The following is a 16996-nucleotide window of genomic DNA, read 5'->3' as shown; positions in this document are numbered from 1 at the left end:
CGATGCCGCCCGGGGCCCAAATACAAGCCCGCCGCTGGCCCACGTGAAACGATCGTTCACCGGCGACTCGCGCATTTGGCACCAACGGCCGGTCCATCAAGCGTGTCTACGGCTTCGACCGCCTTCACATCGTGCATCACATCACCGGCAGCCTGCGCGGCTCTTGGATGAAGTGGGTGTGTTCGACGATATCGTGACGCCGTAAGGTGATCTTGAAGAAGAATCGTAAGGTCGAGATACTCTGGTCGATCGGGACGCCGAGAGCGCTCGATCCCAGATGGAGCTGATAGCGGCGCACCTCTTCGAAGGTTGCCGGAGCTGAAGCCCATCTGAGGAACGCTGCGACTGTCTGACCAGTTGAAGGTGGTCATGTTGGGTGTTTGGCGCGCACTTGCGTATCGTCATCTCATCGATCATGCGCACGCCGACGCAGCGGGCTCACTGCCTCGTTGGTCATGGGCGGCTCCTCTCTAGGGAGAAGGTTACGAATCCCTACTCAAGAGAGAGCAGGCTGCGTTGCGCTATGCTCTTAGCCGCCCCGCCGGCTCTCATGCTCTACCACTCGAGCGGTTTACTTTGAGGCATTGCGGAACTGGGTCGGCTTTAAGGGCGAACGCAATGAACCTTCGTATCGTTCCATGGCGACTTTGGATACCCGACGATTTCCTAGGTCTAATTGAATCGCTGATCGCGACTATCTAGGCTGCATGCGTTAAAGGGTGCGGCGCTCGAAACAGCTCGCTCCCGCCTTCCGGTGGAATACGCCCCCTCCCGCGGAAGGTCTAAGGGCGGTGAAGTCCCCCAACTTCACCGCCCGCTTTTTCCACTCGATCGAAAGTACCAGAAGGAAGGCACAATGCCCCACTGCTCTCCGAGCCTTAGATCTGGCAGAGCCGCGCGATGCGCAGTTTGTGACGGCAAGTTTGGTCTCGTCCGGCACTACTCGTGGCGAACCCCCCTTTGCTCCAAGAAATGCGTTGACCGGTTCAGAACTCGGAGTGATCGCAATTGGGTGGCCTGGCTCCAAATCGCTCTCGACCAGCTGCCGGAGAAGGGCGCCAGGGGCGGCTCACGGTCAGACTGACGCGAATGACCCAACCCGGAAATTTGCCTCTGAGATGATGCGGCACTGCTGTGATTTCCAGCCCGTTCGTAGAACTTCTGCAGCTATCACAGGAGCACACCTTGAATATCACTTTAATGTCTCAGTTGGTGGCGGGCGTCATCGTCGCGTCCTTTGTGGCATATAACTTGTTTCATTACGTACTGTTCCTTTTGGTGACCCGACCGAAGGACGCGAGTAAAATCGGCCACCAGCTAAATGAGTTCGAGCAGCGCCAACTGATCGAGTGGACACCAAAGCCGAACGATTTTCTGAAACATGACGACGAAACGCGCACATACGATGACGTGTTCGGCAGGTATCGCGACGAACAATCAAACTACAGCACATGTGTGTTCCCCCGCTTGGCATTTTCGCACCCTTACGAGGCCGAATATGCGCTTTTGAAGCCGAGAGACGGGATGCGATTCCTCGATCTCGGATGCGGCTCCGGCGCGGCAGCGGAATACCTCGCCAGACGGAGCAATATCGAAGTTGTGTGCGTGACCAATTCCTCTGTCCAGGCGGAGATCTGCCGGCGCAAATTTGCGAGGCTTGGGGGACGTGGACAGGTGATAGTCATCGACTTCGACAGCCTCGATCTCCCGAATGAACACTTTGACGGCATCTATGCGCTAGAATCGATTGGCTACACCAAAGATCTGGACGCGTGGCTAGCTAGGTGCTGGCGGATGCTCAAGCCGGGAGGACGGTTGCTGATCCATTCGCCGGGGTCGCTGGATCATTGTCGCCGTACCGAAGATTACCTGAGTGTCACCGCCTTCTTCGAAAATTGGCGTTACAATTTTGTCGGCGCCAATCTTCTGGTCTACAAGATGCGCCGACTTGGCTTCGGTCCAATCCACTATCGGCGCCTACCATTCTTGGCGTGGGGAGTAACCTGGAACTTCATTCAACACATGCTGTTGTGGAAATACCGGCTGAAGATGCGCACATTCGTGGAACTGGAGCGAATCATTTGGCGCACGTCGAAGGTATTTGTGTTCGGTAACCCGTACAACACGGTGCTGGCCACCAAACCCAGGCACACTCCCACACTCATATGTTCGGAAGGAGTGGCTAGGGTTTCCGACACTGACCACGAACTCCGCGCATCAATACCGGCTTCATGATAATCGCTGTCTTAGAGGGCCGCGCCTCGCCGGTCTGACGATCGTCACCGGCGTTCCTCCGGCACGAATACGCCTGCGGACCGCATCTGGATGTCGCCGCCGACGACATCAAACACCGGATCGGGCCCGCCGGCGCCCTCCAAGCCGTCCTTCTCGAGGTCAACGAACTCCTTCGCGCCGAAGTCGAATGCTATCTGACAGTCGGCGGCGGTCCGGTACCGATGACACAAGCGAACTGACTGCGCCTGCCGCGCCGTAGCAGTGAGCGGTGACCACTCCGGCCAGCGCGTGCCGAGGGATCGATGGTGTCGGCCACAATCGCGGCGATCGGTCGGGGTCGAGGGGCGAGCCGACCCTCATGATGAGGATCTTCGCTTAGAAATGACCACCACGGCGGACGTGTCTGTTCGATTTCGCCATTCGATCTCAGGAGATGCATGTTGTCTCCAGGCGCGGAGATAATCGCTGGTATGGTGCTAAGACTCAAACCGCTGGAGCATAGTGCGCTGCGTGTCCGCGGCGCCCTTGGTCACCAGCGCGAGCTTGACGCCGAGCGCCTTCAGCCTGTCGATCACATCATGCCCGCCCGGTCCGATGGACATATCCTCTTCGCGATAGCTGGTGAAGCGATCGTCCGGGCTCATGGCGAGATCGTCGGGCAGAGCGCGGTGGCCCGCAGCCGCGAGCGCGGCAAAGCCGCCCTTGACGGTCAGATGCCGGGCTTCGGCAAGCTTCAGTCGCCATGAGGCGTCCGCATTGGTCCACGCGATCTCGGGCCGGCCGTGGGCCGACAGGATGCCGTTGTCCATGTCGATCAGGATGGCGCGGGGGAGACGCTTGCCCGCGCTCATGGCCACTTCACCTCCGGCGGCAGCGACGACAGGATCGAGTCGACATTGCCGCCGGTCTTGAGTCCGAAAATCGTGCCGCGGTCGTAGAGCAGGTTGAACTCGACATAGCGTCCGCGCTGGATCAATTGCTCCTCGCGGTCTTCGGCCGTCCATGCCGTCGCAAAATTGCGACGCACGATGTCAGGATAGGTCTTCAGGAAGGCGTGGCCGACGTCGTGGGTGAAGGCGAGATCGGCGCCCCAATCACCGCTGTCGTGCCAGTCGTAGAAAATGCCGCCGACGCCGCGCGCCTCTTTCCGGTGCGGCAGATAGAAATACTCGTCGCACCATTTCTTGTATTTGTCGTAATCGGCGACGCCGTTCGCGCCGGTACAGGCGTCCTTCATCGCAGCGTGGAAAGCGATGGTGTCGGCATCGTCCTGGGTGCGCCGGCGATCTAGCACCGGAGTGAGGTCGGCGCCGCCGCCGAACCAGGCCTTGGTGGTGACTACGAAGCGGGTGTTCATGTGCACGGCCGGCACCTGCGGATTGCGTAAGTGAGCGATCAGCGAGATACCGGAGGCCCAGAACCGCGGATCCTCCGCCGCGCCAGGGATCTGCGCGCGAAACTCGGGCGCGAATTCGCCGTGAACGGTCGAGCAGTGCACGCCGACCTTCTCGAACAGGCGGCCGCACATCATCGACATCACGCCGCCACCGCCGGGCGCGCCGGTGTGGTCGGTGCGCCGCCACGGCGTGCGTTCGAAGCGGCCGGCTTCGCCCGGATAGAGGCTTTGGGGCGCGTCATCCTCCAGCCGCTCGAAGCTCGCGCAGATGCCGTCCCGCAAGGATTCGAACCAGGCGCGGGCGCGGGCTTTGCGATCGTCAATGATTGAAACGTCCATATCCAAAATCCTGAAGGAACCAACCCGTAGGGTGGGCAAAGGCGCCCTCGCGCCGTGCCCACCATCCTTCACCGGCGTCTTGAATCGTGGGCACGCGGCGCTTTGCCCACCCGACGCGATCTATCCCTGCGGACCGTAATCGGTGCGCTCTCGTTGCAAGTGTGGCGGTGAATGCTGACGCGGGTGAGCTTGCCGATATGCTGTAGCCGCCGAAGCGCAATAGGTTTTCCAGGATCGGGGTGATGAGCGGACGATGCTGTGGCATTCATTCCCGCGCGCGACGAACTCGCGTTCTTGGCCCTGATCTGGCTCTGTCGGAACATCCGTAACCCTCAACGCGCTCCCCAAACTCGTACCTGGGTGCTTCTGGGCCTTAACGTCACCTAAATCGCACGGTTTCGCGGTACTCGCTCATGTGCCGCACCTCGCAGCCGGCCCCGTATTCACGCCGCGTCGGAGGACGCGACCGTCGAGCCCCGCGTTTTGCCCAGCGCACTCGTCCAGTCGCGAAAACGAGCAACCTTGATAAAGGCGTCGAGCGCCGGCGAATACTGCCTCCCGGCCACGGCCAAAAGCTGCACCTCACGCCGGACAGGGTCGCCCTCGATTGGGATAGCCGCGAGCGACGGCAGCGTGGGAGCATGGTCTGGCGCCAGGATGGCCCCTAAACCGGCGGATGCCATTTGCTGAAGGTGCCTTTCCTGATCGCTCCTGTGCACAACTGTCGGGCCGGGATGGTCGGCAAAACACGTCTGCTTAAATCGGCCTGCGACGTCGCACCCGACCCTTTCGAGAAAAACCAGCTCGTGAAGGTTTTGAAGCGGGATAACTGTGTGACTCGCCATCGGATGTTTCCGTGACAAGACGAGCACATACCGCTCCTCGAAGAGCCGCCAGCGGTTGATGCGCTCAGGTACCTCCACCGCGTCGCCGACGAGTGCGGCATTGATCTTACCATTCAAAAGCATCGCAACGAGCCCGTTGGCATCGGCCTCGCGCAGATCGACTCGAAGATCAGGGATGATCCTGGCGAGCTCCAAGAGCAATTCCGTAATGAGTGCGGCGGAGATTGATGGCGCCAGCCCGATCTTCAGCGGAGCGATGGTCTTCTTTTTATAGCCTCGCGCCTGAAGTCGTACCGACTCCGTCGCGGCAAATATTTCCTCCAGCGTTGGCAAAATCATGTTGCCCAGCTCGGTGAGCTGGGTGAGGTGACGTTCACGGTGGATCAACGCGCCACCGAGTTCTTGCTCCAGCTTGTGTATCGCCTTTGTCAGCGCCGGCTGAGTCACATTGCATTGCTCCGCAGCCCGCGTAAAATTGAGCGTCCTTGCCAGGGCTAAAAAATATCGCACCTGATGAAACTGCAGCTGCATACTTATACTCGAAAGGGTTGAGGTGGTTCGGACCATTCCAGTTCGTTGCCGGGGCGGGCAGGGCTGATGATAAAGCGGTTTGTCGCGGAGCCTCCCAGGAAACAGGTATTGTGTGCCGGCTCGGCATCTCGACCCGCGTCTTGCGGAACGTTTCCTCACCGACACTGCTTTGAATTAACGTTGCGGACCACGCCATCCGCTTTTGAGCGTCCCAAAGACGCGTAATCGTACGAACGTTGCATTGCCTCGCTCGGATCTCGACGTACTGGTACGACCTTGAATTCGCCGTCATTGGCGTCATCGCCTGTTTGGTCAGCTGAAGTGTGAATATGTCACTCGGAGCGTGCACGCACAGCCTATCCACTGCACTTTCCGGGGCCGGACAAATGGTCGTGGGATCGGGTCGGTTCTCCGCATTCCTCACACTTGTCATCACATCGACCGGGAAGCCGTTTCACATCCGGTTCGATGACCTGACAGCAGAAGAGAGTGAGTGTCGTGGAGGGGCAATGGCATCGGGGAAACGTCCATCCTTGCGATAGGGAACTACAGTTCGGCTAAGCGTAGAAATATACAGCTCCTTTGAAGGCGGATCCGATCAAATGGTCGGATCACATCGGGCACCAAAAACCTCCAGTCGCGCGGACAGAGCATCGACTTTGCGCCTTGCGCGGCACGCGTCGTGTCCATCTGCCGATCGGTTGCAAAGCGACCATCGCCGATATCCCGTCTATGGCGATGGCTCTGCCCATGTTGATTGAAGTTGCGGTAGCCTCGCCCGTGAGTGTCGACATAGCGCGTGGTGCACGTGACGGTCACATCGTCGCAACTAGTCGCTGTGAATATCGCCGGCATCATTGTTCTCCTTGTCGCCGCTAAGCCTGATGCTCTTGCGGACTACAGATATAACGGGCTAATCACTGCGTGAAGCGCAGTTCTTGTTACGGCGTTCTCATTCTTGCGGTTTGTTGATCGCGTATTTTATGGCGCCGACGTCCGTTGCGTGCCGACAACTCAGAGGTCTGGACACCAGCTCGACCCAACTGGCTCGAACAATCCGCCGTAGTATAGAGGTGAGTAACGGTCGCGCTGTTCGGGCCGCGCGACCGCCCGTTAAAACGGGTTCGCTAAGGTGCGACACACGCCACTGATACTCATAATCAAGGAACGTACCTTGCGCTCCTCGCTTGCCAAATCGAACTTGTTCCGGCGTTGACCGGACCTAGCGAATGCAATGAGTGCGCACGAGGCCCGGAACGGCGACGGTGGTCAGGTTAGCGCGTCAATGCTTCCGATCACCGCTCCCATGCGGCGACACAATATCGGCATTTATCTTGAAGTTCGCCTCTGCTTTGTCGATCTCGGGCATGTCACGGAGAGGTGCTTGACGATTTCTGAGGCGCCCCCGGCGACCACTCTCAACGCCGTGGCCAACCCGACGTCGCCGCAATCCGAGTGCTCAGACTCGTCGTTCCTTAGCTGCGCTGAACGTGGAACGACATGGACATGAGCCGTTCCAAGGAACAAGCCACGAACATGACGACCTCCTAAATGATGAATAGCGCGCTGGCTGCGCCGGCGGAACTCCAGTGCGTGCGAGCCCAGAGTTCTTCCGTTAGGGATCATGGCGCTGTGATTTGGCCACCCCTGGCGTATTGGCCATCTTAATGCGCCACATACGAGCTAAGATGACTCCGCTGCACCATCTCCGCACAGCAGAACAGACGTGAGACTGATATCACAATTCGTGACGCCGATAGCGATCCGCTCCGTTGCAGACGCGCTGCAAACTGTTCAATTCACGAGGCCTGATTTGACCGTGCGGGCAGCGTGAATTGAAACGTCGCGCCCCGAGGTTGAGTGGCGGTGGCCCACAGTCGGCCCCCATGCGCTTCAATAATGGTGCGGCAGATCGATAGGCCCATCCCCAAGCCGCCGGGCTTTGTCGTGTTGAAGGCGTCAAAGATGCGCTCCAGACCCAGTGAACTCAGACCTGGCCCGGAATCCCGCAGTACTACCAGCACGCCGTCCGGCTCGCCCTTACCAGTGGTGATCACCAGTTCTCGCGGATCCCCGCTGATCGAGCTCAATGCTTCAACGGCATTGATGATCAGGTTCATTATCACTTGTTGCAGCTGGACCCGATCTCCTTGAATGAGCGGCAAATCGTCCCCGAGGTGTGATTGCACCGAAATGCCATTCTTCACGACTTCGCCGCGGGTCAGGGCGATCACCTCAAGGATTGCTTCGTTGATGTCCACGTCTTCTTTCCGTAGAGGTGCTTTTTTGAAAAGCGCTCGTATCCGGCCGACTACCTCGCTGACGCGATTGCCGTTAGCAAAGATCCGGTTGAGAGCGTCCCGAGCTTTATCCAGATCTGCTGGTTCTTTGCTCAGCCAGTGCAACGCCGCAGAGGCATTGTTGAGCGTCGCCCCGATCGGCTGGTTGACTTCATGGGCGATCGAAGCCGAGAGATGCCCCATTGTTGCAACTCGATTCGCGTGCACGAGCTCCATCTGCACCTCACTGTAACGCCGTTCGCTTTCGCGAATTTCCTCCTCCGCCCGCTTGCGCTCGGTTAAGTCTACCACGAAGGCCGCGCCTTGCTCGGATCGCTCTCCGAAGGTCGCTGCCCCGACCAGCACCGGCACGCGGCTGCCGTTTTTCGCGAAGTACTCCTTCTCGTAGGGTGGCGTGGTCCCGGTCGCCTCCAGCTGGGCTAGTCGTCGGTCGTCGGCATCGCTCCATTCCGTGGGTGTCAGGTCCCGCCAGCGCAGTTGGCCAGAGACCAGATCGTCGCGGCTGTATCCGACGATGCGGAGAAACGCGTCGTTGGCATCGATGATCCTACCGTCAGCATCCCAGACGAAGATTCCGATGATGTTGGCATCCACTAACCGTCGGATTCTGGCCTCCCGCTCGGCTAGTTCGCGATACAGGCTGGCGTTCTCTATTGAGATAGCGGCCTGGGAAGCGAGCAGTGTGAGGACTACCATTCGAGCAGGCGTAAACGCGGCAGTCGTAAGGTTGTTCTCCAAGTACAGCAGGCCAATCAACTTGGTCTGCTTAAGTATCGGCAGGCAGAGCACTGAGCGCGAGCGACGGTCACGGATATAGTCGTCCCCTGAAAACGACTTCTGATTGGACGCATCGTGCAGCAGAACGCTTTGTTTTGTGCGAAGCACGTAGTGAAACACCGAGTTTGGGAGATCTGCGGTCGTGACGCGCGCCTGTTTCAGGACCACCGTCACGTTGTCACCGCTGGCTGTGGCCTCTGCTTCAATTTGATATTTGTCGGCTCGGGGAAGAATCAGGAGACCTCGATCTGCGCCTGCGTGTTCGATTGCCGAACTCATGAGCGTGTTCATTAACTTCTCGAAGACGATTTCGCCTGAGACCGCTTCCGAAACCTTGATTACGGTAGCCAAATCGAGTTGCTCGAAGGGTGTCACTATCGTCGCCGTGGAATTCGGGATCGACTCGTCCAGCTTGAGCTCCGGATAAAGTTTCTCGAGTTGGCAAACCTTTCCGTCGGCTCCCCAGCGCTGATAGCAGCCCTGCGCGGCGCGCAAATAGGTTACCGCGATTTTCCCGTAATCGCGCTCCGCGTAGAAGCCCGCGGCAATCTCGTTGGCAATTGCCTGGATGTGCACGAACCCGTATTTGCGAGCCTCGCGGATCGCTTTGTCGTACAGCTCCTGAGCGTTCAGTGTTCGGCCCTCCATGCGGGCGATTTCGGCGCCGACCAAGGCGGCGCGGTCTTCGAAAGTTTCGGGGTTGACCTCCGCCCATGCTAGGAGTTCCCGGTGGTGCTGAAGTACAGATGCGAAATGCGTCCGTCTCTGCTCCGGTGGGGCGTGATCCCACATCGCCGCATGCGCCAGCGCGGCATAGAGGCGATACTCCGCCGACTCGAACGTTGCCGCCGACGTCCAAAGCAGGGGCTCCGCGTGCCGCGATGCATCGACCGCCGCCGCAAGCTCTCCGGCAAAAAAATGCGCCTGCAGCTTTCGCGTCCAGTAATAGAACTCCGAGAGCACGAGATCCGGGCTGTTGGCCAAACGGCGCTCGGTATCGACTTCGCTATATCCCTCATGATCCAGGCAGCCGAACGTTTCAGTCAGCCCGCGCAGGGTGAGGATCAAACCAAGTTGTGCTCCGCAGCGCTCGATGAGCGGACCGAAGCGCACCCGCCTCGCAAATGCCAAGCCCTTCTCGCATTCCTCTTGCACTTCCGCGAGTGGATCCCCGGCAGCGAGACCAACCGTGACGGTCAGCAGTTCGCACTCGGCTGTCAGATACTCGATCGAGAAGATAAGCCGGTAATTGCGTTCCCAAGTCTCTTCTGTAAGAAGGGCGCGGCCCGCCCTGAGATAGATGAGAGCGGAGTCGTATGCTGTCGAGAGTTTCGCGCGCCGACCTGCGATCAGATTCAATTCTGCGACGCGCTCGCGATCCTCGACAACGTTGATAAGGTGAGAGCCACGGTTAAGTTGATTGGCGATATCAAATATCGCCTTCTCACGTCTTTCTAAGGGCGTATGCTCAGCGAGGAGCATTCCGATGCGGAGGTGAGCCTCGGCACGCAACTCCGCCGGGATAAGCGAATAGGCCGCTTCCTGCACGCGGTCGTGCAGGAAGCCGTAGCAATTGTCCGTGCGGAAGATCAGGCCCGATCGCACCGCTTCCCAGAGATGATCGTGCATGTCCTCGACGGAGCCCTGATACCCAATCCGCAGCATCTCGAACTCTGCAGTGTTGCCCATGCAGGCGAACTGCTGGAGTATCTTCCGGGTTTCCGGCGAAAGGCGCTTTAACTTGTCGACCATCAGCTCTACGACGTTGTCCGTGAAGCCTTTGGCACGAATGCGGGGCAGGTCCCATATCCATCGGCGCGCGCGGTAATCGAATGTCAGCAGGCGATCGTCCGCCAGAGTAGAAATAAACTGGATTGCAAAGAACGGATTGCCCGTGGTCTTTTCGTAAATCAAGTCTGCCAGTGGGGCGGCGGGCTCCAGTTGGCAGTGAAGGGAGTCCACAAGCAGTTTACCTAGATCGTCGCGACTGAGTGGCGTGAGAACGATGTCCTGCACTGCGGCTCCGGCCTGACGGATCGCTTGAATCTTACGTACCAGCGGGTGGTTGGCATTGACCTCATTGGTCCGATACGCACCAATGAGCAATAAATGCTGCAAATCGTTGCGTGTTAGCAGATCTTCGAGGAGGTCGAGTGTGGCGACATCCAGCCATTGCATATCATCGAGGAAGAGCGCAAGCGGATGTTCAGGTCGCGCAAACACGCCAATGAAACGTCGAAGGACGGTCTGAAACCGTCTCTGCGCTTCCCGCGGCGGCAATTCCGGCACTGGCGGCTGGTCGCCAATGACGTGCCGCAATTCCGGGACGAGATCGATGAGGAGCAGTCCGTTCGGACCCACCGCCTCGCGAATTGCGTCTTGCCATTTGCGGAGGTCTTCCTCGTTCTCGCTGAGGAGCGGCCGGACAAGGCTCTGAAACGCATGTGCCAGCGAGGCGTGCGGAATATCCCGCTTGTGCTGGTCGGATTTGCCCGACGCGAACAAGCCGCGTGGCGGCACGAGTGGTTTATGGAGCTCATTAATGACTGCGGATTTACCGATGCCGGAGTATCCGGAGACCAGCACCAGTTCGGCTCGGCCACCGCCAACAATGCGGTCGAAGGCGGTCAGCAGAGTGCCAACTTCGCGGTCCCTCCCATATAGCTTCTCGGGGATGATGACGCGATCCGGGGTGTCGCAAGCGCCAGGAGTGAAGTCATCGATCGACCCGTGGGACTCCCATTGGGATAGGCAGCGCCGAAGATCGCTCTCAACTCCCACCGCTGTCTGATATCTCTCCTCCGCGGTCTTGGAGAGCAACTTCATCGTGATCGCGGAGACCGAGACCGGTACGGTTCCCACCCGCGCTCTCGGTGGGGCGGGTTGTTTCGCGATATGACAGTGCACCCATTCCATCGGTTCGGAGGCCGTGAATGGAAGACTCCCGGTCAGCATTTCGTAAAAAGTCACTCCAAGCGAGTAAAGGTCGCTCCGATAGTCGATCGAACGATTCATTCGTCCCGTCTGCTCGGGTGCCATGTAGGCGAGCGTTCCTGCGATGAACTCGGGAGGATCGGGCGACTGGCGCTCGCGCGGAAGTTGGGACGCAATCCCGAATCCGGTGAGCCATGCGTTTCCGGTGCCGTCGACGAGGACATTCGAAGGCTTGATATCGCGATGTATGAGGCCCTGCTGATGGACTTGACCCAGTGTTCTTGCCAGCCCAATAGCGATGTTCAGGAAGCGAGTCAGATCCAGCGGTTGCCCATGGTCACGCTCAAGAATCCAATCCAGCGGCTGACCGCCGGGATCCTTGAGTAAGAGGATCGTCCGCCCTTCGTGACGAAGAATGGCCAGAGGCTTGGCAGCCCACGCGGGATCGAGTTCGGCTGCGAATGAGTATTCGTGCATGAGCCGCTTGACACTCTGAGGCGACGACTGTTCAAAGAGTGCGACCGCTAGGACTGGCAAAGGGTCGTCGTGCTTTCGGCCGCGGTAAAGGGTAAATTCCGCGCTTTCGCGCAGGGGCACCAGCACGTACCCCGAGAGGTGACATTCTTGTTGCCATGGCATCACGACCTCGGAACATTGATTTGGGCAGGACGCTAAAAGGATGTCAACAGGGAAGAAACATCAATGGCCGCGGGGCCGCAGAGTTGGTTCAAGCTTTCTAACGAACTGGAACTTTCTAAGAGCTGAAAAGAGTCTCTTCATCGACGGGATTGCTCGAGAGTTGGGTCCGTCTTATGAGCAAATGCCCGGCTGAAGTTTATCCGGACAACTGCGCAGCGGGTTGGCGGAAGCCGGCGCACTTGCCTGGTGAGCAGGAGCACCGCTGCGGGACAGAACTCCGATTCTTGAATTGTGGCTTGTCGGCCATATTCCGGCATAGCCTCAGCGGCGCCTCCAGCAACTTGTTGAACCTGCAATTGGAGACCTACTTGGTTTAGTGTTGAAGAGCTCCGGCAAGCATTCCGGCGTGACTCGTCTGAACGTTTGGTAACTGAACTGCGGCGATCAGCTCAGGGAACGCATTTCTGAGGCAAGATGCGATAACATGAAGCCGGCCGTCTGATTGTCTATTTGCAAATGCCTCAAAGAGCGGATGGAGCTGTTTCACAGGCTCATGGTGACCAGATGATCATCCGTGGCGAGGTCGTGTCCCCGGTGGTGGTGTAGCTCGATACAGCAAAGCCGCCCGTCCGCGGGAAATCCCAACGAGTCCGCCGGAATCGCGCGACGAGACCTGAAGGGCGCGGCGATGGAAGAATCTGCGCTTGCGGGCCTCGCATTCTGTGCCCCACCGCGTCGCAGCCTGCGCCACTAGCTACCAGTTCGAATGGGACTGGCATCCCAGCGAGACTGCTGCAGATTGGCCAAATATCGGTTCCATGAGATAGGAATAGGCGAGCAACTGGCGCATCCCGTATCGACTTTCCAGCGGTTATATGTAGGCTTTCGGCAGTTTGATCCGGCGCTTCAATTCATCTTGATGGGCGATCTGTTATGATCCATCGCTGCCGTTTAAGGGCAATGCCCGCAACAAGGCCCTTCGGATTTGCGCCTGCTCCTCGGCAGGTTCATGGTAGGTCGCCCGGGACAGAGCCGGCGCGCCGAAAAGAGATTAGTGTGTAACTTGAGTGCAAGCGTGACGGCAAAATAGCCCTGCGCGGATACTGGACACGAGATCAGCTACAAATGACTCGTTTGAAGTCCAAGTCGAGGAAGAAAACGCGGACGGTAATCGGACGCGCAAATGCAACGCGCCAACGGGCGCGACCTTCCAAGAAGATTGCTGTCGATGATCGCCACGTCGGTTCCTCGAAACCGAGCGGAAGTGGGCAGGGTCAAGGGCAGCCTTGGGAGGAAGGCAGTTTAACGCCCGAGCAGATCCGCAGCGTAAAGAAGAACATCATGGCTCAACGACGAGCCCAACGCCGTCGCATGGGCGAGGTTAAAACCGCTTCGGAAGCCCTTTCGTACGAAATAGACCAGTATAAGCAAGTCCTCGATCGATCACGGTTGCAACTCGAGGTCTTGCATAAATTGCCCGCGGTCGCGTGGACAGTTACGCGGCATGGCAGTTGTGACTTTGTCAATCAATTCTATCTGGATGCGACCGGCCTATCGGCGGATTATTGCACGGCGCCGCTAAAAACGTGGAGAAAGAGTCCAAGCGATCTTCCGCCCTTTCTTTCCGCTTTGCATCCGGACCATAAGGAACGTGTGTCCCGCATATTTTGGGACGGTGTCCGATCTGGCGGAGGCTGGACGTTTGAGGCACCGTTTCGCTATGCAGACGGTTCCTATCGTTGGCACTTTGATCGTGCGGTCCCGGTGCGAGACGCCCGGGGCAAGGTACTCCGGTTCGTCGGCTCTAGTTCGGATATTCAGGAGTTGAGGTCGGAGAGGGACGCGCTGGTGGATAGGGAGAGACGGCTTCTCGCAATCATCGATGGTAGCCCCAACCCGATCTTTCTTAAGGACCCTGATGGTCGCTTTTTGCTGGTCAACAGCGAATTTGAAAAGGTCACCGGTGTCTTCCGCAATCAAATTATTGGTAAAACCGAGGATGACCTATCTAAATTGCGCGGAGCGGGCGCACTTCGAACGAACGATCGAGAAGTGCCTCGTTCGGGCGAAGTGATGCTTGAGGAGCTTGCTACGACCGATATAGGTCCGCGCTGGGGCGCAGTTCAGAAGTTCCCAATCGTCGATGCGGACGGTCGAATCTATGCGACCGCCCACATCACGACGGAGGTCACACTACGCAAAAGCGCGGCGGAACACCTTCGTCTGGCCGAGGACCAAACGCGATTGATCTTGGATTCCTCCCTCGACGCTGTCATCACGATTGACGCGCGTGATATAATTACGGGCTGGAGCAAAAGCGCCGAACACATGTTTGGATGGTCCTGCGATGAAGCGGTCGGCAGGCGGATCGTGGATACGATTATCCCCATGCAGTATCGCGAGGCTCATTCGCGAGGGTGTGAGCATTTTCTCGCAACCGGGCAAGGCCCGATACTAAACAGACGCATCGACATAACGGCGCTCCACAGCGCTGGACATGAATTCCCCGTCGAACTGACTGTCACTGCTATTCGGCTGGAAACCTGGCACTTCACCGCGTTTGTGCGCGATTTGACAGATCAGAGACGAGTGGAGGAGGCGCTACGCGGAGCGCGGGAAGAGCTGACCCGGGTGACCCGTCTTACTGCGATGGCGCAGCTGTCTGCGTCCATCGCTCACGAGATCAACCAACCTCTGACGGCCATTGCAGCCAATAGCGATACGTGCCTCCACTGGTTGAGCACGGAGGAGCCGGATCTCACCAGAGCGAGGGCGGCTGCCCAGCGGTTGGCCAAGGACGCGCGACGCGCGAGCGATATAATCGCCCGCATTAAGGCGTTGATGAACAAAACCCCGGTTGGAAAGGCCCCGCTCGATATTATTGAGGCGATTCGTGATGTCATGAAGCTAACGCAAGAGGAATTTCGCAAGCACCGTATAACGACGCTTGCTGATCTGCACGAGTCGGTTCCGCGGATCAACGGCGACCGCGTCCAATTGGAGCAAGTCATTCTGAATCTCGTACTGAACAGCATCGAATCAATGATGCTTGTGAAGGATCGTCCAAGGACCCTTTCGATAAGGTCTCGGGTGCTGGATGACAGAATGGTTGAGATCTCATTCCACGACACCGGCGTTGGATTCGATTCCACGGTGATCGATCGACTCTTCGACGCGTTCTTCACGACAAAACACAACGGAACGGGTATGGGCTTGGCAATTTGTCGTTCGATAATCGAAGCCCACGATGGACAGATTTCGGTGACCCCAGGCGCTCCATTTGGAGCAGTTTTTCAATTCAGCTTACCCATTGCAGATGCACCATGAACGAGAGTGACCAGCCCGTCGTTGCCGTCATAGACGATGACGAATTCGTCCGCGAAAGTTTGGGTGCCCTTCTGGAGACGATCTCAGTGAAGGTCGCGCTCTTCAAGTCAGTTGAGGCGTTTTTGGGCACCAACCCTCCGGTACTACCGAGCTGCATCGTTCTGGATGTGAGACTTCCAGGTGCAAGCGGCTTTGAGTTGCAAAAACAACTAGTCGCGGCTCACGTCGATACGCCTATTGTTTTCATTACCGGCCATGGCGATATCGCGATGTCAGTGCGGGCCATGAAAGCAGGTGCAATAGAGTTCCTGTCAAAGCCTTTCCGGGAGCAAGAGCTGCTCGATGCGGTACGCCAAGGGATTGAACGCCACCGTGCGCTCGCCGCGCAAGGACGCGCTCGGGCGCAAATCCACGAGCGATTTGCGCGCCTGACCGATCGAGAAACGGAAATCATGACTTTGCTTGCAAAGGGGCGCGTAAGCAAGCAGATTGCCGGCCAACTTGGCGTCAGCGAAGTAACTGTCCGCGTTCATCGTAGCCAAATTATGCAAAAAATGGACGCGCGCTCGCTGGCGGATTTGGTACGAATTGCGGATCGGCTCAAGGCGGATGACGAAAACCCCGCGGACCCGGAAGGACTGCCTCGCATGAGCCGCACGGCGAAGCACGTCACAGGGAAACAGAAGGGGCGCGGCGATATAACGAAGTGACTCTTTGACCATCTTCGAGGAACCCATTGGGCGTGATGCGGGCGTTCATCTGGCCCCCACCACAAGACTTGGATGGCTCCACCATCTGCGCTCCCAATGAGTCCGCTGCCAGGCCCCACGGGTCCGCGCGGGCTCATGAACTGAAGCGGGCGTTTTTCTAATGTCGCATAAGCGAAGAGGCCGGGTTCTGAACCCGATCGTAGTTGGCCTAAACGAAACGAAAGGACTGCCCTCTCATTGTTTATCTGCGACTACAAAATGGTAGGTACCGACGGCCGGCTGTGCAAGTTAGCATGTTGGGGTTGAGTCAACGGCCGCGAAATGGAAACTCCGTTAAATGCACTGGAGCTTTTTTTCGCAGAAGGAGGTTGAACATGGCAACAAGCAAGATGATTTTGGATGGCGACTTCGACAAAATCGACTTCCGAGGAGAACTGGTCGACGGACATCTCGTCGCAAAAGGGATTCTTGCGGACCAAGCGGCAATGGATTCTATCCCAGTCGGGATGTACGTTCTCGAAAAGGATGCCACCGTCGTCAAGTGCAACAAAGCTGCAATCGCGGGTTGGGGACGCTCGCCTTCTCTGGGAACCTCAGAAAAGTATTGCGGGTCACACCTTCTTCGTTACCCCTCGGGAGAAGTGATGCCGCACGAACTTGCACCCCCCTCCGTGGTGATCAACAACGGCGGCACCGTTCGGAACGCCGATGTCATCTGCGAACAGCCCAACGGTAATCGTCTTCTGGCCCTCGTTAATGTCTTTCCGATTCGCGACGACGAGGACGAGGTGATCGGAGCCGTCAACATTTTCCGTCACAACACCAGCAAGACTGTTCCTGGCTTACTCTCCGAGCCTGCAAGTATTTCTAACTCCAAGATCGGTGACGGGGAGGAGTGAGCCTCCTCCTTCGCCACTTTGGGCTGGACTAGAGCCTTGGTAGTTCGGTTCTCGGAATGTAGGG

The 16996-nt window shown here is 58.0% G+C and carries 7 protein-coding genes and 1 pseudogene; 4 read left to right on the top strand and 4 right to left on the bottom strand.

Features of this window, described 5'->3' with window-relative positions:
• Positions 1–1185: 1185 nt before the first annotated feature.
• Positions 1186–2235, top strand: coding sequence for a cyclopropane-fatty-acyl-phospholipid synthase family protein (locus BRA1253DRAFT_RS01275; protein WP_009859390.1), 1050 nt, complete (start codon positions 1186–1188; stop codon positions 2233–2235).
• Between the two features lie 482 nt (positions 2236–2717).
• On the opposite strand, the pseudogene BRA1253DRAFT_RS01265 reads toward BRA1253DRAFT_RS01275, so the two are convergent.
• From BRA1253DRAFT_RS01265 to BRA1253DRAFT_RS01250, 4 genes and pseudogenes are all read right to left on the bottom strand, one after another.
• Positions 2718–3086, bottom strand: a pseudogene (locus BRA1253DRAFT_RS01265) (HAD family hydrolase); the annotation flags it as partial.
• Positions 3083–3970: an oxygen-dependent coproporphyrinogen oxidase gene (gene hemF, locus BRA1253DRAFT_RS01260; protein ID WP_009859388.1), complete on the bottom strand. Its 888-nt coding sequence runs from the start codon at positions 3968–3970 to the stop codon at positions 3083–3085. The pseudogene BRA1253DRAFT_RS01265 and the gene hemF, both read right to left, overlap by 4 nt.
• 443 nt (positions 3971–4413) lie before the next feature.
• Entirely contained in the window at positions 4414–5346 is a 933-nt protein-coding gene (locus BRA1253DRAFT_RS01255) for a LysR family transcriptional regulator (RefSeq protein ID WP_009859387.1), read from the bottom strand.
• Between the two features lie 1799 nt (positions 5347–7145).
• Positions 7146–11996 (bottom strand): trifunctional serine/threonine-protein kinase/ATP-binding protein/sensor histidine kinase, encoded by a 4851-nt coding sequence (locus tag BRA1253DRAFT_RS01250; protein ID WP_009859385.1) that lies wholly within the window; start codon positions 11994–11996, stop codon positions 7146–7148.
• A 1125-nt stretch (positions 11997–13121) separates the two neighbouring features.
• Between BRA1253DRAFT_RS01250 and BRA1253DRAFT_RS40375 the strand changes: the two genes are divergently transcribed.
• From BRA1253DRAFT_RS40375 to BRA1253DRAFT_RS01235, 3 genes are all read left to right on the top strand, one after another.
• Positions 13122–15323: a PAS domain S-box protein gene (locus BRA1253DRAFT_RS40375; RefSeq protein ID WP_009859384.1), complete on the top strand. Its 2202-nt coding sequence runs from the start codon at positions 13122–13124 to the stop codon at positions 15321–15323.
• The gene (locus BRA1253DRAFT_RS01240) at positions 15320–16033 is read left to right on the top strand and encodes a response regulator transcription factor (RefSeq protein WP_009859383.1); all 714 of its coding nucleotides are present in this window, start codon (positions 15320–15322) and stop codon (positions 16031–16033) included. Before BRA1253DRAFT_RS40375 ends, BRA1253DRAFT_RS01240 begins: the two co-directional genes overlap by 4 nt.
• Before the next feature lie 374 nt (positions 16034–16407).
• The gene (locus tag BRA1253DRAFT_RS01235) at positions 16408–16932 is read left to right on the top strand and encodes a PAS domain-containing protein (protein ID WP_009859382.1); all 525 of its coding nucleotides are present in this window, start codon (positions 16408–16410) and stop codon (positions 16930–16932) included.
• Positions 16933–16996 lie beyond the last annotated feature (64 nt).

It is taken from the genome of Bradyrhizobium sp. WSM1253, from assembly GCF_000244935.1.
Classification (GTDB): domain Bacteria; phylum Pseudomonadota; class Alphaproteobacteria; order Rhizobiales; family Xanthobacteraceae; genus Bradyrhizobium; species Bradyrhizobium canariense.
The sequence above is the reverse complement of the archived record's forward strand: the minus strand, read 5'-3'. Positions and strand labels throughout refer to the sequence as shown.

Coding starts and splice junctions, on each gene's coding strand:
- hemF (WP_009859388.1), bottom strand. CDS start 3,970: ATGGACGTTTCAATCATTGACGATCGCAAAGCCCGCGCCCGCGCCTGG.
- BRA1253DRAFT_RS01255 (WP_009859387.1), bottom strand. CDS start 5,346: ATGCAGCTGCAGTTTCATCAGGTGCGATATTTTTTAGCCCTGGCAAGG.
- BRA1253DRAFT_RS01250 (WP_009859385.1), bottom strand. CDS start 11,996: ATGCCATGGCAACAAGAATGTCACCTCTCGGGGTACGTGCTGGTGCCC.
- BRA1253DRAFT_RS40375 (WP_009859384.1), top strand. CDS start 13,122: ATGACTCGTTTGAAGTCCAAGTCGAGGAAGAAAACGCGGACGGTAATC.
- BRA1253DRAFT_RS01240 (WP_009859383.1), top strand. CDS start 15,320: ATGAACGAGAGTGACCAGCCCGTCGTTGCCGTCATAGACGATGACGAA.
- BRA1253DRAFT_RS01235 (WP_009859382.1), top strand. CDS start 16,408: ATGGCAACAAGCAAGATGATTTTGGATGGCGACTTCGACAAAATCGAC.